17 protein-coding genes are annotated in these 17125 nt (G+C 72.9%); 8 read left to right on the top strand and 9 right to left on the bottom strand.

Annotated features, from left to right (window positions below; translation table 11 throughout):
• Positions 1–393: 393 nt before the first annotated feature.
• The 3 genes from ACIBF7_RS12195 (at position 394) to ACIBF7_RS12185 (ending at position 2971) form a co-directional block, all read left to right on the top strand.
• A complete protein-coding gene (locus tag ACIBF7_RS12195; protein WP_397197092.1) occupies positions 394–1407 on the top strand; it encodes a pseudouridine synthase in 1014 nt (337 codons plus the stop codon).
• Positions 1408–1476: 69 nt separating this feature from the next.
• On the top strand, positions 1477–1836 hold the full coding sequence (aroH, locus tag ACIBF7_RS12190) for a chorismate mutase (protein ID WP_148032581.1): 360 nt from the start codon (positions 1477–1479) through the stop codon (positions 1834–1836).
• 52 nt (positions 1837–1888) lie between these two features.
• On the top strand, positions 1889–2971 hold the full coding sequence (locus ACIBF7_RS12185) for a prephenate dehydrogenase (RefSeq protein WP_219550940.1): 1083 nt from the start codon (positions 1889–1891) through the stop codon (positions 2969–2971).
• A 45-nt stretch (positions 2972–3016) separates the two neighbouring features.
• Here ACIBF7_RS12185 and ACIBF7_RS12180 read toward each other — a convergent pair whose 3' ends face one another.
• Positions 3017–3211 carry a DUF2795 domain-containing protein gene (locus tag ACIBF7_RS12180; protein WP_148032579.1) on the bottom strand — a complete coding sequence of 65 codons (195 nt, stop codon included), beginning with the start codon at positions 3209–3211 and terminating at the stop codon, positions 3017–3019.
• 20 nt (positions 3212–3231) lie between these two features.
• A complete protein-coding gene (locus tag ACIBF7_RS12175; RefSeq protein ID WP_397197091.1) occupies positions 3232–4080 on the bottom strand; it encodes a glycosyltransferase family 2 protein in 849 nt (282 codons plus the stop codon).
• Positions 4081–4185: 105 nt separating this feature from the next.
• On the opposite strand from ACIBF7_RS12175, the gene ACIBF7_RS12170 reads away from it, so the two are divergent.
• The 5 genes from ACIBF7_RS12170 (at position 4186) to aspS (ending at position 9846) form a co-directional block, all read left to right on the top strand.
• Positions 4186–4812, top strand: coding sequence for a TetR/AcrR family transcriptional regulator (locus ACIBF7_RS12170; RefSeq protein ID WP_397197090.1), 627 nt, complete (start codon positions 4186–4188; stop codon positions 4810–4812).
• Positions 4809–6170, top strand: a complete 1362-nt coding sequence (locus ACIBF7_RS12165) for a carotenoid oxygenase family protein (RefSeq protein ID WP_397197089.1) — start codon at positions 4809–4811, stop codon at positions 6168–6170. Before ACIBF7_RS12170 ends, ACIBF7_RS12165 begins: the two co-directional genes overlap by 4 nt.
• A 70-nt stretch (positions 6171–6240) precedes the next feature.
• Positions 6241–6897 carry a (d)CMP kinase gene (gene cmk, locus ACIBF7_RS12160; RefSeq protein WP_271278140.1) on the top strand — a complete coding sequence of 219 codons (657 nt, stop codon included), beginning with the start codon at positions 6241–6243 and terminating at the stop codon, positions 6895–6897.
• A gap of 30 nt (positions 6898–6927) precedes the next feature.
• On the top strand, positions 6928–8322 hold the full coding sequence (gene der, locus ACIBF7_RS12155; protein ID WP_148032576.1) for a ribosome biogenesis GTPase Der: 1395 nt from the start codon (positions 6928–6930) through the stop codon (positions 8320–8322).
• Positions 8323–8583: 261 nt separating this feature from the next.
• A complete protein-coding gene (gene aspS, locus ACIBF7_RS12150; protein WP_397197088.1) occupies positions 8584–9846 on the top strand; it encodes an aspartate--tRNA(Asn) ligase in 1263 nt (420 codons plus the stop codon).
• Positions 9847–9883: 37 nt separating this feature from the next.
• On the opposite strand, the gene ACIBF7_RS12145 is transcribed toward aspS, so the two are convergent.
• From ACIBF7_RS12145 to ACIBF7_RS12115, 7 genes are all read right to left on the bottom strand, one after another.
• Positions 9884–11209 (bottom strand): lipopolysaccharide biosynthesis protein, encoded by a 1326-nt coding sequence (locus ACIBF7_RS12145; RefSeq protein ID WP_148032574.1) that lies wholly within the window; start codon positions 11207–11209, stop codon positions 9884–9886.
• Positions 11199–12467: a DegT/DnrJ/EryC1/StrS family aminotransferase gene (locus ACIBF7_RS12140; protein WP_397197087.1), complete on the bottom strand. Its 1269-nt coding sequence runs from the start codon at positions 12465–12467 to the stop codon at positions 11199–11201. Before ACIBF7_RS12140 ends, ACIBF7_RS12145 begins: the two co-directional genes overlap by 11 nt.
• Before the next feature lie 79 nt (positions 12468–12546).
• Positions 12547–13635, bottom strand: coding sequence for a GNAT family N-acetyltransferase (locus tag ACIBF7_RS12135; RefSeq protein WP_271278143.1), 1089 nt, complete (start codon positions 13633–13635; stop codon positions 12547–12549).
• A 67-nt stretch (positions 13636–13702) separates the two neighbouring features.
• Positions 13703–15232, bottom strand: coding sequence for an MFS transporter (locus ACIBF7_RS12130; protein ID WP_397197086.1), 1530 nt, complete (start codon positions 15230–15232; stop codon positions 13703–13705).
• Entirely contained in the window at positions 15229–15879 is a 651-nt protein-coding gene (locus ACIBF7_RS12125) for an LppX_LprAFG lipoprotein (RefSeq protein ID WP_271278145.1), read from the bottom strand. The genes ACIBF7_RS12130 and ACIBF7_RS12125 overlap by 4 nt, the downstream gene beginning before the upstream one ends.
• Before the next feature lie 59 nt (positions 15880–15938).
• Positions 15939–16397 carry a MarR family winged helix-turn-helix transcriptional regulator gene (locus ACIBF7_RS12120; RefSeq protein ID WP_148032570.1) on the bottom strand — a complete coding sequence of 153 codons (459 nt, stop codon included), beginning with the start codon at positions 16395–16397 and terminating at the stop codon, positions 15939–15941.
• Between the two features lie 70 nt (positions 16398–16467).
• The gene (locus ACIBF7_RS12115) at positions 16468–17067 is read right to left on the bottom strand and encodes a 4'-phosphopantetheinyl transferase superfamily protein (RefSeq protein ID WP_261808651.1); all 600 of its coding nucleotides are present in this window, start codon (positions 17065–17067) and stop codon (positions 16468–16470) included.
• Positions 17068–17125: the final 58 nt, after the last annotated feature.

Here is a 17125-nt window from a genome sequence, read left to right as displayed (position 1 = left end):
GTAGGCGGGGAGTTCCGTGGTGACCGTCGGGGTTCGCGGGACGACCGTGGTGGGTTCCGTCGTGATGACGCGCGTGGGTCTTCAGGCGGTTCGTTCCGTCGTGACGACGCGCGTGGGTCCTCCGGCGGGTCCTTCCGTCGCGATGACGCGCGTGGGTCCTACCGGCGTGATGACGCGCGCGGAAGCTCGCGTGGGGAGGACCGGTACGGTCGGGACCGGGGCGACGGACGTGACTCGCCGCGCGCCGGCAGGGACGGCGGTACGCGGGCCAGGTACGGGCATGACGGCGGCCGTTCCGAGCGGCCCGCGCGGGACGACCTCGGTCTCTCCGGCGAGGACATCGAGTACGAGTCCTTCGGCGGCGGGCGCGCGGAGGAGCGCGGCGGGTTCCGGGTGGACCGGAGCGGGCGCAGGGAAGGCCCCCAGGGTTCGTCGCGGGCCCGTTACGGCAGGCGCGACGAAGGAGACCGCGGCGGCTCGGGCCGCACGCCCCGGCGGGACGAAGGCGCCCGCAGCGGGCGGGTGTCCAAGCGCGACGGCGTCCACACGCTGGGCGACTCGCGGCGCGGCGCCGGAGACCGGGCCACGCCCAAGGACCGGTTCAAGACCGCACGCCAGCCGGTCCGCGACCGCGACTTCTACCCCGAGGGCTACACCGACGAGCGCGACACCACCGAGGTCCCGGGCGGGGTGCGCCTGCAGAAGGTGCTCGCCCAGGCCGGGGTCGCCAGCCGCAGGGCCTGCGAGGAGATGATCGGCGACGGCCGCGTCACCGTGGACGGCCAGGTGGTGCGCAGGTTCGGCGCCAAGGTCGACCCGGCCAAGCAGGTCATCCACGTCGACGGCAGGCGTATCCCGACCGCGCCCGACCTGGTCTACTACGCGCTGAACAAGCCGATCGGCGTGGTGTCGACCATGGAGGACCCGCAGGGCCGGCCGTGCCTGGCCGACTTCGTGGAGGAGCTGGCTCCGCGGCTGTTCCACGTCGGCAGGCTCGACACCGAGACCGAGGGCCTGCTGCTGCTCACCAACGACGGCGAGCTGGCCAACCGGCTCACCCACCCGAGCTACGGGGTGCCGAAGAAGTACTGGGCCAAGGTGCCCGGCCCGATCCCGCGCGACCTGGGCCGCCGGCTCAAGCAGGGCATCGAGCTGGAGGACGGCATCGCCAAGGCCGACGACTTCCAGATCGTGCAGGAGCACGGCCAGCAGGCGCTGGTCGAGGTGGTGCTGCACGAGGGACGCAAGCACGTCGTACGACGCATGCTGGAGGAGTCCGGCCACCGGGTCATCGACCTGGCCCGCATCGAGTTCGGCCCGGTGAAGCTGGGCCGCACCAAGCCCGGCACGCTCAGGGCGCTGACGCTGCGTGAGGTCGGCGAATTGTACGCCGCGGTGAAGCTGTAACCTGGCCACGACGCTGGAGCCCGTGCGAATCTCCGCACGGGCTCTCCCGCTATAGAAGGAGCGAAGCGCATGGTGCGGGCGATCCGCGGCGCGATCCAGGTGGACGCCGACGACCGTAACTCGATCATCGAGGGGACGACCGAGCTGGTCGCCCAGGTCATGGAGCGCAACGAGCTCACCACGGACGACGTGATCAGTGTGCTGTTCACCGCCACTCCCGACCTGACGGCGGAGTTCCCGGCGCTGGCGGCGCGCAAGCTGGGGTTCCACGAGGTGCCGCTGATCTGCTGCACCGAGATCGGCGTGCCGGGTGCGCTGCCCAGGGTGGTGCGGCTCATGGCGCACGTCGAGACCGACCGGCCCCGCTCGGCGATCCAGCATGTGTATCTGCGCGGCGCCGTCGCGCTCCGTCAGGACATCGCCCAATAAATCGCCCAATAATCTGCCCGTACGACTCCCGTACCGAAATCAGGACAACGACATGGCCTCCGAACTCCGCACCGTGCTGGTTGTGGGCACCGGTCTCATCGGCACCTCGCTGGCGCTCGCGCTGCGCAAGCACGAGGTGCGCGTGCTGCTCGCCGACCGAGACCAGGGGGCCGTGCGGCTCGCGCGCGAGCTCGGCGCCGGTGAGGAGTGGCGGCCCGGCGAGAGCGCCGACCTGGCGGTGATCGCGGTGCCGCCCGGTTACGTCGCCACCGAGCTGCGGCGGCTGCAGGAGGGCGGCGCGGCGCGGTTCTTCACCGACGTGGCCAGCGTCAAGGCGGAGCCGATCGACCGGGCGCGCGAGCTGGGGTGCGACCTGTCCGCGTACGTGGCCTCGCACCCGCTGGCGGGCCGTGAGCGGTCCGGGCCGGGCGCGGCCAGGGCCGACCTGTTCCTGGGGCGGCCGTGGGCGTTCTGTCCCACGCCCGAGGCGTCCGCGGAGGCGACGGCGGCGGTGCTGCGGCTGATCGAGCTGTGCGGCGCGAACGCGGTCGAGGTCGACGCGGCCGAGCACGACCGGGCGGTCGCGGTGGTCTCGCACGCCCCGCACGTCGCGGCCTCGGCGGTGGCGGCTCGCTTGGCCGACGCCTCCGATGTGGCGCTCGGCCTGGCCGGTCAGGGGGTGCGCGACGTGACGAGGATCGCCGGCGGTGATCCCGGCCTGTGGCTGGGCATCCTGTCCGGCAACTCGGCCCCGGTCGCCGAGGTGCTGGAGGCGGTCTCCCGCGACCTGGCGGAGGCGGCGTCGGCGCTGCGGGCGCTGTCCGGGGGCGACGGCACCGCGTCCGGCGAGCTGACCCAGTTGCTCAAGCGCGGGGTCGTGGGCCACGGGCGGATCCCGGGCAAGCACGGCGGCCCGGCTTCCGCGTACGCGGTCGTCCAGGTCGTCATCGGTGACAGTCCGGGCCAGCTGGCGCGGCTGTTCCAGGTGTGCGACGAGGTCGGGGTCAACGTCGAGGACGTCCGCCTGGAGCACGCTCCCGGCCTGCCCCTGGGCGTGGCCGAGCTGTCGGTGCAGCCCGACGCGGCCGGCTCGCTGAGCCAGGCCCTGCGCGAGCGCGGGTGGCAGGTGCCGTAGCGGCATGGTGAAGGGTCCCGGCGTGGTGCCGGGACCCTTGGTGGTTCAGCGCCGGGTGATCGCTTGGCTGACGGCGTTGGGGCCGTCGTACTCGCGGTCGGGCATGGCTTCCAGGGCGCGCATCGTGTCCTGGTCGGCGCCGTGTTTGCGGGCGGCCTCCAGCAGGTCGGCCTTGGAGGCCGGGTAGTCGACACCCTTGAGGTGCTTCTGCAGCTGGATCGGGTTCGGTGCTGTAGTCATAACCCATTGCTACCCAAAAGTCACAGATTGTAACGATCAAGCGCTTTTCGTGCTCGTTCGACCTCCGGCGGCAGTGCCTCGCGCCGGGCCAGGGCGCGGCGCAGCCGGGGGAGTGCGTCGAGCAGGCCGCGCCGGCCCGCCCTGCCTTGGCGCAGGGCGTCCAGAGACCGCCGGGCCACCACCGGCCACGGACGGCGCAGCACGGCCGTCAGCAGCGCGTTGCGCGCCGCCAGGGCCTGCCGGGCCGCAGGGTCGCGGGGCGGCGACGGGTGGTGGTGCGCCACCACGTCGTCGGCGTAGGCGAGACCCCAGCCGCGCGCGGCCAGGTCCAGCGCCAGCCGCTCCTCCTCGCCGAAGAAGAACACCACCTCGTCGAAGCCGCCGGCCTCCAGGAAGGCGTCCCTGCGCACCATCGCGCCGCACGCCAGGAAACCGAGCACGCTCGGGCCGGGCAGGTCGGCGGCGACCCCCAGCGGCGAGCGGCGCATCTCCTCGCTGACCGGGTCGAGCCGCTCCTCGGGCCCCACCAGCACGCGCGCGCCGAGCACGGCCAGGCGCGGGTGGGCGTCGAAGAGCCCGGCCGCCCGCTCCAGCGCCCCGGGCGCCCACCACGAGTCGTCGTCGGCGAAGGCCACGTACGGGGTCCGCGCCAGCCGCACGCCCACGTTGCGGGCGGGCGCGCCGAGGTTGCGGCCGTTCTCCACGACCTGGACGTGCGGGTGGTGGCGGCGGACGAACCCGGCGGTGCCGTCGGTGGAGCCGTTGTCCACCAGGATCACCGGGCCGCGGTGGCGGGGGAGCGAGCGCTGCAGCGTGCGCAGGCGGTCGCGGGTCACCACCACCACCGTCACCTTGCTGTCAGCTCTCACGCACGGCTTCTCTCCCGGGGGAGTCCGCTCATGCCTTGACGGGCCGGGGAAGCCGGGATAGAAAGACGGTAACAGCGTTACCGAGAAGAAACGGCGTTACCGAACATGAGCGTGACCGCGTACCAGCAGGCCCAGCAGGAGGGGCAGGGCGTCGTGCGGGCAGTGATCCTCGACGCCGCCAAGAGCCTGCTGATCGGCGAGGGGCCCGCGGCGCTGACCGTGCGGCGCATCGCCGGCGAGGCCGGCTGCTCCACCAAGGTCATCTACACGCTGTTCGGCGGCAAGGACGGGCTCTGCCGGGCGCTCTGGCTGGAGGGTTTCGCCCGGTTCGAGCGGCGGCTGCTGGAGGTGCCCCACGACGACGACCCGCTGGAGCGGCTGCGGGCCGGCGTCGCCGCCTACCGGGAGTACGCGCTGGAGGAGCCGGAGTACTACCGGCTGATGTTTCAGGGCGCCCTGTCCGGCTACATCCCCGACGAGGCGGCCAGGGATGCCGCCCGGCGGACGTTCCGCCTGCTCGTGGGCGGCGTGCGGCGCTGCCTCGACGAGGGGCGGCTGCGCGGCGGCGACGCCGCGGAGATCGCCGACGTGCTCTGGATGGCCATGCACGGCGCGGTGAGCCTAGAGCTCTCCGGCTTCTTCGACCGGGCCGAGGCCGGGCACCGCTACCGGCTGCTGTGGACCTCGGTGCTGCATCCCTTCCTCGTTCCAGACGAGAGGACCACCCCATGACGTCCCACCCGTACCGCGACGGCTTCGCCCCCGTCACCGAGGAGATCACCGCCTACGACCTGGAGGTGACCGGCCGGATCCCGGCCGAGCTGAACGGCCGCTACCTGCGCAACGGCCCCAACCCGCTGAGCCTGGACGACCCGTCCGCCTCCCACCTGTTCCTCGGCGAAGGCATGATCCACGGCGTGCGGCTGCGCGACGGCCGCGCCGAGTGGTACCGCAACCGGTGGGTGCGCAACGCCGCCGTGGCCCGGCGGCTCGGCGAGGAGCCGCGCTCCACGCTCACCCACGAGGGCATGGACTTCGCCCCCAACACCCACGTGCTCGGCATCGCCGGGCGCACCCTGGCCACCGTCGAGGCCGGGGCGCTCCCGTACGAGATGAGCTACGAGCTCGACACCATCGGCCCGTGCGACTTCGACGGCGGCCTGCCCGGCGGGTTCGCCGCCCACACCCACCTCGACCCCGCCACCGGCGAGCTGCACGCCATGGCGTACTTCTTCGGCTGGGACCACCACCAGCACATCGTGCTCGACGACAAGGGCACGGTCGTGCGGACCAGGGACATCCCGATCGCCGACGCGCCCATGCTGCACGACTTCGCGCTCACCGAGAAGTACGTGGTCATCTACGACCTGCCGGTCACCTTCAGCATGGCCCACGCCGAGCAGGGCGCCTCGCTGCCGTACGCGTGGAACCCCGGCCACGCCTCCAGGGTCGGCCTGCTGTCACGGGCGACCGGCGAGGTGAGCTGGGTGGAGGTGCCGCCGTGCTGGGTCTTCCACACGCTCAACGCCTACGACGACGGCGACCAGGTGGTGGTCGACCTGGTGCGTTACCCGCAGCGGTTCGTCGACGCCCGGCTCGACCTGGGCGGCACGCCGACGCTCGACCGCTGGCATGTCGACCCGGTCGCCGGCACCTTCACCGAGACGCGGCTGGACGACAGGGCGCAGGAGTTCCCGCGCATGGACGAGCGGCTGACCGGCAGGCCCTACCGCTACGGCTACACCGCGGCCGCCCGCGACCTGATCGACGTGGTCTATCCCGACGACACCGAGCTGGAGGACCTGCCCGACGAGGCGTTCGACAACACGCTGATCAAGCACGACCTGGCGGCGGGCACGCAGCAGGCCCGCCAGTTCGGGCGCGGCGCGTACGTGGGCGAGCCGGTGTTCGTGCCGTCGGGCGACGCGGAGGACGACGGGTACGTGCTCACCTTCGTCAACAACCCGGACAGAGGCGCGGCCGACCTGGTGATCCTGCCGGCGCAGGATTTCACCGGCGACCCGGTGGCCACCGTCCACCTGCCGGTCAGGGTTCCGCTGGGCTTCCACGGGAGCTGGGTCGCCGACTGACCGGCTCGTCGCGGTGGCGCGAGACGGTAACCTCGTGAAGTTGGGTCAGCACACGTGAAGAGGGAGAGCCGTGGCCGGTCTGGTCGTCGCCATGGACGGCCCTTCGGGGTCGGGCAAGTCGAGCGCGTCGCGCGGGGTGGCCCGCGCGCTGGGTCTGCGCTACCTGGACACCGGAGCGCAATACCGGGCGATGACCTGGTGGATCCTCCGGCAGGGCGTCGACCTCGCCGACTCCGCCACGATCGCGGCCCGCTGCGGCGAGCCCGAGATCGTCTCCGGCACCGACCCCGACAGCCCTGCCATCCACGTCGGCGCCGTCGACGTGGCGGGGCCGATCCGGGAGGACGAGGTCACCTCGGCGGTCTCCGCCGTGGCGGCGGTGCCCGAGGTGCGGGCCAGGCTCGTCGCCCTCCAGCGGGAGATCATCGGCGCCGGCGACATCGTGGTCGAGGGCCGCGACATCGGCACCGTCGTCGCCCCCGACGCCCCCGTCAAGATCTACCTGACGGCCAGCCCCGAGGCCCGCGCCCGGCGCCGGTCGGCGGAGCTGGCCGGCACCACGGCGGAGGCGCAGCAGGCGGCCCTGGCCAGGCGCGACACCCTCGACTCGACACGCAAGACGGATCCACTCTCGATGGCGGATGGCGCCGTCGAGCTCGACACCACCGCGCTCAACCTCGACGAGGTGATCGCGGAGGTGTTGAGACTGGTCAAGGAGCGCACCTGAGCGGTGCGGGACTCATAAGGATGAGACACCATGTCTACGGGGGATTGGGTCGAGGCTGAGCTCGACGATCTCGAGGTTTCCGGCGACGTCGGCGATAGCACGCCGCTGCCGGTCGTGGCCATCGTCGGGCGGCCGAACGTCGGCAAGTCCACGCTGGTCAACCGCATCATCGGCCGCCGGGAGGCGGTCGTGGAGGACGTGCCGGGGGTGACCCGCGACCGGGTGACCTACGAGGCCAACTGGCGCGGCCGCCGCTTCACCGTGGTCGACACCGGCGGGTGGGACCCTGACGCCACCGGCATGGGCCTGCGCATCGCCGAGCAGGCGCAGGTCGCGACCGAGCTGGCCGACGTGATCGTGTTCGTGGTCGACGCGACCGTGGGCGCCACCGACGCCGACGAGATCGTCGGCTCCGTGCTGCGCCAGTCGGGCAAGCCGGTGATCCTGGCCGCCAACAAGGTCGACAACCAGCAGGTCGAGCTGGAGGCCGCCGCGCTGTGGTCGCTCGGCCTCGGCGAGCCCTACCCCGTCTCCGCGCTGCACGGCCGCGCCAGCGGCGACCTGCTCGACGTGGTGCTCGACGCGCTGCCCGAGACCCCCCGCGAGCGCTTCGCCGACGAACGCGGCCCTTACCGGGTGGCGCTGCTCGGCAAGCCCAACGTCGGCAAGTCCTCCCTGCTCAACAAGCTGGCGGGGGAGGAGCGGGTGCTGGTCGACCCGATGGCCGGCACCACCCGCGACCCCGTCGACGAGCTGATCGAGCTGGGCGGCCGCACCTGGCGGTTCGTCGACACGGCCGGCATCCGGCGGCGCGACCGCGAGCTGCAGGGCGCCGACTTCTACGCCGCCATGCGCACCCGCTCCGCGCTGGAGCGCTCGGAGGTGGCGGTCGTGCTCATCGACGCCAGCGAGCCCCTCACCGAGCAGGACCTGCGCATCATCGGCCTGGTGATCGAGTCCGGCCGGGCCATGGTGGTCGCGTTCAACAAGTGGGACCTCGTCGACGAGGACCGCCGCTACTACCTGGAGAAGGAGATCGACAGGCAGCTCGTCCGCACCCCGTGGGCGCTGCGGGTCAACATCTCCGCCAAGACCGGCCGCCACGTCGACCGGCTGGTGCCGGCCCTGGAGCGGGCGCTGGAGTCCTGGGCGACCCGGGTGCCGACGTCCCGGCTGAACGCGTTCCTGACCGAGCTGGTGCAGCAGACGCCGCCCCCGGTGCGCGGCGGCAAGCAGCCGAAGATCCTGTTCGCCACCCAGGCGTCGATCGAGCCGCCCAAGTTCGTGCTGTTCACCTCCGGCTGGCTGGAAGACACCTACCGGCGCTTCATCGAGCGGCGGCTGCGCGAGGAGTTCGGCTTCGCGGGCTCGCCGATCGAGGTCACGATGAAGATCAGGGAGAAGCGCCAGAAAAGGGATCGCTGATACCATCGTCGGCAACGCGTCGACGGAGACGAGTAGCCGCGGTCCACGCGGGCCGAGAGAGCCGCCGGTGCTGTGAAGGCGGTCCCGCGCCCCCGGTGAAGACACTCCTGAGTGCGGGGAGGAAATGCCCCGCCGGCCTGACCCCCGTCACAGGGTCCGAGAGGCCGCCCGTTCCCGGGTGGCGAAAGTGCGGTGGCACCGGGAGCTCCCTTCTCCCCCGCACTCCCAAGGGGTCATACACCTTCCTCATCAGGAGCTGTCATGATCTCTCGTGTCCTGTCCGCCGAGCTCGCCGAGCACGCCGGGCAACGAGTGACGATCGCCGGCTGGGTCCATCGCCGCCGGCTGCTGAAATCCGTGTCCTTCCTCGTCGTCAGGGACCGCTCAGGGCTGGCCCAGGCGGTCACCGCGGGCGACCTGCCCGCCGAGGAGAGCGTCGTCCGGGTCACCGGCAGGGTGACCGTCAACCCGCAGGCGCCGGGCGGCGCCGAGCTGACCGAGCCGGAGATCGAGCTGCTGTCACGGCCGGTCGAGCCTCCGCCGTTCGACCTGTTCAGGCCCGTGGTGGCGGCGACGCTGCCGACGGTGCTCGACCACGCGCCCGCCGCCCTGCGCCATCCGGCGCTGCGGGCGCCGCTGGAGATCTCGGCCGCGAGCGTGGCGGGGTTCCGCGCCGCGCTGGACCGGCTCGGGTTCACCGAGGTGCACACCCCGAAGATCGTCGCGTCGGCCACCGAGTCCGGCGCGAACGTCTTCGGCATCGACTACTTCGGCCGGCCCGCCTACCTCGCCCAGTCGCCGCAGTTCTACAAGCAGGCGATGGTGGGCGTGTTCGAGCGGGTGTACGAGGTGGGGCCGGTCTTCCGGGCCGAGCCGCACGACACCGTACGCCACCTGGCCCAGTACACCAGCCTCGACGCCGAGCTGGGCTTCGTCCGCGACCACCGGGACGTGATGGCGGTGCTGCGCGAGGCCGTGGCGGGCATGCTGGAGTCGGTACGCGAGCGCGCCGCCCCGGCCGTGGCCCTGCTCGGCGCCGAGCTGCCGGGGGTGCCCGACGAGATCCCGGCGATCCACTTCACCGAGGCGCAGCGGATGACGGGCGAGGACGAGCCCGACCTCTCACCCGCCCAGGAGCGGTGGCTGTCGGAGTGGGCGCTGAAGGAGCACGGCTCGGAGTTCCTGTTCGTCACCGGCTACCCGATGGCCAAACGGCCCTTCTACACCCATCCCGACCCCGGCAGGTCCGGCTACTCCAACGGCTTCGACCTGCTCTTCCGCGGGCTGGAGCTGGTGACCGGCGGGCAGCGGCTGCACTGCCATCAGGACTACCTGGACGCGCTGGCCGCCCGCGGTGAAAGCGCGGAGCCGTACGAGGGATATCTGCGGACGTTCGCGTACGGGATGCCCCCGCACGGCGGGTTCGCCATCGGGCTGGAGCGGTGGACGGCGCGCCTGACGGGCGCGGCGAACATCCGCCAGGTCACCGCGTTCCCGCGCGACCTGCACCGCCTCACGCCGTAGCGGCCCGGCCCGCCGTCCGGGTTCACCGGACGGCGGGTCAGCCGGTACGGGGGAGCGCCAGCACCTTGCGCAGGCCGGGCAGCACGCACAGCCCGGTCACCGTCTGGCTGATCAGCAGGGCGTAGCCGACGCCGGTGACGCCCGCCACCGGGAACAGCGCGATCACGGTGGCGAACACCAGCAGCGTCATGCCGATCTGCACGGTGGCCAGCTTCCTGGCCTCGCTGCGGGCCCGCAGCGTGCCGAGCCGGATCTCCACCAGCGCCATCGGCAGCACCCCGACGGCCATCAGCCGCAGCAGCGGTGTGCCGGCCTCGGCCAGCTCGGGCCCGAACACCCGCAGGATCAGCGGCGCCCCGGCCACCACGACGGCCACCACCGGCCCGACGATCAGGAAGGTGCGGCGCAGCGCGTCGCGGGTGCTCCGTGCCAGCCGCCCGGCGTCGAGCGAGCCCTCGACGGTCAGCGAGACCGCCATGTTGGCCGCCAGCAGCCCCATCATGCAGCCGAGCGTGTGGGCGATGGAGAAGTAGCCGAACAGCTCGGCGTCGTTGAGCCAGGCGCCCACCATGACCGGCACCAGGTAGAGCACGAGCAGCGTGGACAGGGTGCCGGAGAAGTCGCCGGCCACGAACCGGCCGATCTCCCGCAGCCGCGGCGGGGTGGCGTTCGCGCCGGTGCGGGCCACGTGCCGGGGCACCGCCACCTTGAAGATCAGCAAGGTGACCGGGATGAGGGCGAGCGCCGTGGGCACCATCCACGAGACGAAGATCCCGCCGTACAGCCCGCCCACCGGCAGGGCCCCGGCCAGCACGACCAGCAGCACCATCTTGGCCAGCCCGAACACCGTGCTGTTGACCGGCACCCAGACGGCCTGCCGGAGCCCGGCGAGCACCACGTCCTGCAAGGTGAAGATCGTCCACACCAGCACCGACGCCAGGAACACCACCGCGGGCACGAACCCGGCCAGCTCCCCGTAGGCGGGCCCCCACAGCGGCAGCGTCAGCAGGAACCCGAGCGCCGCCAGCACCGCCGTGATGCCGGCCACCCCGTAGCCGCGCAGCACCAGCCCGCCCGTGCCGCGCCCCGACACCGGGATGAACCGGGCCATCACCCCCACGAACGCAAGCCCGACGAGCGAGGAGAACAGCCGCATCGCCGTGATCATGAGCTGGCCCTGGCCGAACGCGGCCGGGTCGTACAGCCGCACGGCCAGGAACCAGTAGCCCAGCCCGAGCAGCGCCGTGACCGCGGTGTTGACCATGAGGGCGTAGCCCTGGAGGAAGAGCGGGTCGCGCAGGTCGGTGCGGAGCCGGGCGACCAGCCCGGTCCGGCGCGGGACCGCCCCTGTGTCACTCGTCATCAGGAGGCGGTCCTTCCAGCGGCGGCCGGACACCCAGCCGCTCCAGCAACGGGATCAGGCGACCGGCGTCGAGCGGGTCGGCGGGCAGCACGTGCCCCGTCCACCAGCGCGCGACACCGGGCGTGGGACCGGTGGGGAACAGCCGGTCGGCATCGAGCCGGTCGGCGGTGGGGATCGGGCGGTCGCCGTCGAGCGGGTCGGCGGGGGGAATCGAGGGGTGGGCATCGAGCGGGTCGGCGGGCAGGATCGTGGTCAGGTAGTCGTCGAGGGGCGGGTCGTACACGAAGCCCGGCACCACGCCGTGCGACTCCAGCGCGGCCACCACCCGGTCGCGGTCGGCCACGAGCAGCGGGACCCGCAGCAGCGGCCGCACCGGCGCGTCCGTCACCCCAGGCGCGGCCCACGGGGTGGCGCGCAGCGCCGCGACCCCGGCCAGCCTGCGCTCCCGCTCGCGCCCGATGGCGCGGATCCGGGAACGGTGCAGGCGCAGCAGGGCGCGGCCGGGGCGCATCCGCCAGTCGTCCAGGTCGATGCGGAGCCACGGGTCCATCGCGTCCAGGTCGCCCGCCGCCTTGGCCACCTCGCCGGCGGTGGTCGGGTAGCGGTGGCCGGTCCACGTCATGAGGCCGAGCCGCTTGAGCGTGTGCCACACCGGCCGCACCAGCCCGGTCCGGTAGACCGCCTCCCGCAGCAGCGGCCGCAGCACGGCCGACACTTGGGCCCGCGCCGGGCCGGGCAGCAGCAGCTCCTCGCGGGCCGCGGCCAGCTCCCGCAGCGCGGCCGGATCGGCGGCCGTCAGGAAACCGCCCGACATCGCCCGCCCGTGCTTGGCCAGGCTGAACACCCCGGCCTCGCCCCACAGCCCGGCCGGCCGGCCGTCGGCCTCCGTCTGGAAGGCGTGCGCGGCGTCGTCCACCAGCACCAGCCCGTGCCGGTCGCACGCGGCGCGCAGCCGGGCCACCCGGTCCGGCACCCCGTAAAGATGCGTGGTGAGCATGCCCGCCAGCCCCGACCAGTCGACCCGGTCGACGTCGATGTTGCCGTCACGGGCCGAGACCGGCGCCATCACCGGCGTCAGCCCCGCGGCCAGCGCGACGAAGAGCACGGTCTCGCAGTTCGTCGGCGCGATCAGCACCCGGTCGCCGGGCCGGAACCAGTGGCGCAGCGCCAGCAGCAGCCCGAACCGGGCCGACGGCACGTGCAGGCAGCCCTGCCCGAGCCGCTCGCCCATCCGGGCCTCCAGCTCGGTCGCCCTCATGACGCCGTCCGGCGCGGGTCGCGGGTCCGGCCGGCCTCCACGACGCGACCCCGCGCTCGCCGGAGCCGGCCGGGGGACCTCACGAGGTCACCCGGCGCTTGCCGTAGCTCTTCAGCACCCGGTCGGCCAGCCGGTACAGCGCGGGCGTGCCGAGGACGGCCCGGCGGGCCAGCCGCACCGGCTCGGTGCGCGCCCAGTGGAGGCCCGCCCGCGCCGTCCGCCGCCGCACCACGCCCTCGGCCACCGGAACGGTCCTGCTGGCGAGCGCGTCCTTGTACTCGTAGCCGGCGCCCACGCTCAGGTCGATCGCGTCCAGCCCGGCCTCCGCCGCCGCCTCGGCCATCCGCAGATGCTGGATCAGCCCGGGGGAGTATTTGGCGAACTCCGGATCGTACGCGGGGAACCAGCCGACCAGCGTCGAGCGGCTGCGCAGCCCGAAGTGGCCGGCGACCGGCGTGCCGTCCGCGTACAGCATCGACAGCACGCCGCCGAAGTCCTTGGAGTCGATGGCGTGCAGCCGCTCCACCAGCTCCACCACCCACGGCCGGGCGAACCGGTCGGCGCGGCCGCTGCGCGCGTACTGCCCCGACTTCCACGTGCGCAGCAGCCGGAACTGCTCGACCTCGCCGGGGCTCACCGCGAACGTGGACGTCACCTCGCCCGCGTCGCGGCCGAGCTTGCGCTCCTTGTACTGGGTGGTCTTGAGGAACTTCGGCGACCGTTCGCGCAGCCCTTTCAGATAGGCCTGGTAGCCCTCGGTCAGATCGAGCACGACCGCGTCCTGCGTCAGGGTCACGTAGGGGGCGAACCACGGCTGGTCCCGCACCAGGCAGCCGAACTCCCACACGTGCAGCCCGCACGCCCGCAGCAGCCTGCCCGCCTCGAACACGGCGCCAGGCCGGTGCACCACCCCCTGGCACAGCGACACCCACGCGCCGACGGCAGCCCCGACGCCGGAACGTTCCTCGTACGGGAGGAATCCGGCGATGCCGTCACCGTCGCGGATCACCGCGACCCGGACCCGGTCGCTGACCTCGCCCATCACCAGGGCGAAATCAGGGCTCAGGAACGGGTTGTCCAGATGCGGCTGCTCCCGTTGCATCTCCCGCCAGGCGTCGATCTCCGACGTCCCCAGTTCGCGCGGACGCAGAACACCGATCTCATACACGCTCGCCCCCTGCTTCTCGATGTGAGGAGGAACAGCGTAGTCCCGGTCGATGCTCCAGGAGTGGGAGTTATACGAGCGTTGAGCGTGTTGTGGAGCGACGCGGCATGAACCACGCCAGCGCCGCGCCGAGCAGGCAGATGAACGCCGTCACGAGGAACATCTCGGTGTACTCGACGTGCAGCGCGCCCCGCACCTCGGCGGTGTAGTCGGCGAGCCGCCGGGCGTACTCGGCGGGTTCGACGCCGAACGGCACCGGCGTGTCGAGGTGCGCGGTCAGCGACTGGAAGCGGTAGAAACCCCAGGCCGAGACGGCGGCGATGCCGATCAGCATGCCCATCATCCTGGCCACCACGACCGCCGCCGACGCCACGCCGTGCTGCGCCGGCCGGGTCACCCGCAGCGCCGCCGCCGACACCGGCGCGATCACCAGGCCCACGCCCAGGCCCGCCACCACCAGCGTGGCGTCCATCATCAGCCGGGCGTCCGCCAGCTCCAGCGGCCATCGGCTCATCAGCCCGTAGCCGGCGGCGGCCACCAGCAGGCCCGCCGCGGTGACCACGCGGCCGCCGGACCGCCGCGTCAGCAGCCCGCCCAGCAGCGCCCCCACCGGCAGCGCGATCAGGAACCGGCCCAGCACCAGCGCCGCCTCCAGCGCCTCCAGGCCGAGCAGCGTCTGGGCGGTGAACTGCACGAACACCATCGTCACCAGCAGCGCCGCCCCGGTCAGGAAGCTCACGCCCAGGGTGGACAGCAGCGGGCCCTTGGGCACGCCCGTGAGATCGAGCAACCGTACGGGCGAGCGGATCTCCCACCAGACGAACGCCGCTCCCACCAGCGTGCCCGCCCCGATCAACGGCGGGCCCCAGGCGGGCAGCACGGCCGCGGCCGGGTCCGGGTTGTACAACCCCACCACCAGCAGCCCCAGCGCCAGCGCGAGTAACCCGCCCCCGACCCAGTCCACCCGCACCTTCACGGGAGCCTCCGGCGGCACGCCCGCGCCGCTCCCGGCGGGGATGCCCCATTGCACGGCGAGGGCGGCGGCGAGCGCCAGGGGGAGGTTGATCCAGAAGATGGCGTGCCAGTCGCCCAGCTCCACCCCGAGCACCGCGAAGCTCGGGATCAGCGCCAGCACCCCGCCGTACACGGGCCCGAGCGCGCTGCCGAGTTCCTGGGCCGCGCCGACCGCTCCCAGCGCCACCGGCCGCTCGCGCTCGCCCCACAGGTCGCCGATGAGCGCCATGGTGATGGGCAGCAGCGCCCCTCCGGCGATCCCCTGGACGGTCCGGCCCGACACCACCATGATCTCGGACGACGCCAGCGCCGTCAGCACCGAGCCGGCCGCGAACGCCGCCAGGCAGGCGTGGATCAGCGGCCGTCTGCCGTAGCGGTCGGAAAGCTGCCCGAGCAGCGGCATCGCGGCCACGTAGCCGAGCAGGAAGCCCGTCACCACGGGTGTGGCCCGCTCCAGCCGGTTCAGCGGGATGCCGAGGTCGGTGGCGATGTCGATGAGGACGGTCACCACGACGTACGCGTCGAGCGCGGCCAGCAGCACCACCGCGCCGCCGACGCCGAGCGCGACCCGGCGCGCGCGCCTCATCCGGCCGACGGGGGCGGCGTGATCGTCACCGGCGCGTCGTAGTCGGCCAGCGTCACGCTCACGCTGCCGCCCTGCAGCGGCAGCTCGACCTTGGTGAGCCTGCTGGTGGCCTTGTCGACCCAGACCGTGCCGTTGACGGGCTGGGTGACCCCCGGCACGAGCGTGCCGAGCGTCTGCTCGGAGAACCCGGTCGCCACCCGGTAGGCGCCGCCCTCCTCGGCCTGGACCAGCGGGTCGGAGGCGGATTCGAGCAGCTGGGCGATGCCCTTGGCGGGGTCGAGGATCAGCGAGGGATCGTACAGCTGGGCCAGCTCCCGCCGGGTCAGCTTCTGGAAGCCGCCGGTCGGGCCCTTGAAGTGGACGGTGTCGCCGATCAGCGCGAAGGTGATCTCCTGGAGGCTGCCGAACACCTCCAGGGTGATGGTGCCGTCGGCGTCGCCCTGCGCCGTCAGCCGGCCGTCGGCCTTCTTGACCGGGACGTTCGGCTTGCCGTCCGTGGCGATCGAGAACGCCGCCGACTTCACCGACCGCATGGCCGCCGCGGCCTTCTTCATCAGGTCGGGCCCCGCGGGCAGCTCCTCGCCACCGCCGGACGAGCAGGCCGTGAGGCCCGCGACGAGGAGGACGAGGAGCAGCTTTCTCAGCATGAAGCGGATCGTAGCGAGCGGTGGCGCGCGCCGCGCGCGCCGCCGGTATCGGTTGGGTGTCAGCGCAGCTTCTTCAGATGCTCCACGATCGGCGCGAAGGCCCCCTCCAGCTCGCCGAGCTGGTCGTCGGTCAGCCGGTCGACGAAGTGTTCGCGGACGCCGGAGACGTGGACGGGCGCCACCCGCTGGATGGTGTCCCAGCCCTCGTCGGTCAGCACCGCGAAGGTGCCGCGCCGGTCGTCGCGGCAGTCCTCGCGGACGACCAGCCCCTTGGCCTCCATCCTGGAGATCTGGTGGGAGAGGCGGCTGCGGGACTGGATCGTCGCGTCGGCCAGATCGCTCATGCGCATCCGCCGGCCAGGGCTCTCCGAGAGGTTGACCAGGATCTCGTAGTCGTTCAGCGACAGCGCGTGTTCCTGCAGCTCCCGGTCCAGGCGGTGCATGAGGAGCTTGTGCAGCGCCAGGTGGGTTCGCCAGGCACGCTGCTCAGCGGGGGAAAGCCAGCGAGGCGCGCTCATGATCTCCTATCCGGGACACGTCCGGCGGCCGGCCACGACGGTGGCGCCGCCTGTGGGACTCGTATCAAGGTTAACCGGGGATGGCGGCTCTCCTGGCAGGGGTGTCGGTGATGGCGGCCACCAGGATGTCCGGCTCCGCCCGCCACTCCAGCAGATGCCGGCCCGCCCAGTCGCCCTCACGGGCGGACAGCTCGTCGAGGGTCAGCTCGCCCCGCTTGATCAGCGCCTCCTTGCGCGCCCACACCCGGATCAGGTCCTCGTTGCCGCCGGCCTCCTTCCGCTCGCGGGGCGTGAGCGCCATCCCGGCGAGCATGCGGTCGAGCGGGCCGGGCGGCACCCGCTCGGCGTCGACGCCGACGCGGCCGTGACCGGCGGCCGCGCACACGTAGCCGCGCGTGTGGCTCAGGCTGACGCCCACCGCCGGGGCCTCCTCCAGGTACGGCCTGCCGTGGCCGGGGCCGTGCACGTGGCAGACCTGGGCCAGCGTGAGCCGGTGCGGGGCGACGCCGAGGAGCTCGGCCGCGCAGAGGCGGACCAGCAGGTGGGCGGCGACGAAGGCGTGGCGGTCGGCCTCGTGCCGGAACCGCGCGGCCCGCTCCCGTTCGGCGGAGGTCAGCAACGTCACCGGGGCGTCCACCTCGTCAGGCCGACCGCCCATCACCAGCGCCATGTCCGCAACGTACACCGTGACCCGGATTTGCCCATCCGCCAACCAACCACAAATCCGG

Source organism: Nonomuraea sp. NPDC050478, from assembly GCF_044458265.1.
GTDB lineage: Bacteria > Actinomycetota > Actinomycetes > Streptosporangiales > Streptosporangiaceae > Nonomuraea > Nonomuraea ferruginea.
Note: the sequence above shows the minus strand (reverse complement) of the source record. Positions and strands in the feature narration are given on the sequence as shown.

Coding starts and splice junctions, on each gene's coding strand:
- aroH (WP_148032581.1), top strand. CDS start 1,477: ATGGTGCGGGCGATCCGCGGCGCGATCCAGGTGGACGCCGACGACCGT.
- ACIBF7_RS12140 (WP_397197087.1), bottom strand. CDS start 12,467: ATGAGGGCGACCGAGCTGGAGGCCCGGATGGGCGAGCGGCTCGGGCAG.
- ACIBF7_RS12180 (WP_148032579.1), bottom strand. CDS start 3,211: ATGACTACAGCACCGAACCCGATCCAGCTGCAGAAGCACCTCAAGGGT.
- ACIBF7_RS12170 (WP_397197090.1), top strand. CDS start 4,186: ATGAGCGTGACCGCGTACCAGCAGGCCCAGCAGGAGGGGCAGGGCGTC.
- ACIBF7_RS12165 (WP_397197089.1), top strand. CDS start 4,809: ATGACGTCCCACCCGTACCGCGACGGCTTCGCCCCCGTCACCGAGGAG.
- ACIBF7_RS12130 (WP_397197086.1), bottom strand. CDS start 15,232: ATGAGGCGCGCGCGCCGGGTCGCGCTCGGCGTCGGCGGCGCGGTGGTG.
- der (WP_148032576.1), top strand. CDS start 6,928: ATGTCTACGGGGGATTGGGTCGAGGCTGAGCTCGACGATCTCGAGGTT.
- ACIBF7_RS12185 (WP_219550940.1), top strand. CDS start 1,889: ATGGCCTCCGAACTCCGCACCGTGCTGGTTGTGGGCACCGGTCTCATC.
- ACIBF7_RS12145 (WP_148032574.1), bottom strand. CDS start 11,209: ATGACGAGTGACACAGGGGCGGTCCCGCGCCGGACCGGGCTGGTCGCC.
- aspS (WP_397197088.1), top strand. CDS start 8,584: ATGATCTCTCGTGTCCTGTCCGCCGAGCTCGCCGAGCACGCCGGGCAA.
- ACIBF7_RS12115 (WP_261808651.1), bottom strand. CDS start 17,067: ATGGCGCTGGTGATGGGCGGTCGGCCTGACGAGGTGGACGCCCCGGTG.
- ACIBF7_RS12120 (WP_148032570.1), bottom strand. CDS start 16,397: ATGAGCGCGCCTCGCTGGCTTTCCCCCGCTGAGCAGCGTGCCTGGCGA.
- ACIBF7_RS12125 (WP_271278145.1), bottom strand. CDS start 15,879: ATGCTGAGAAAGCTGCTCCTCGTCCTCCTCGTCGCGGGCCTCACGGCC.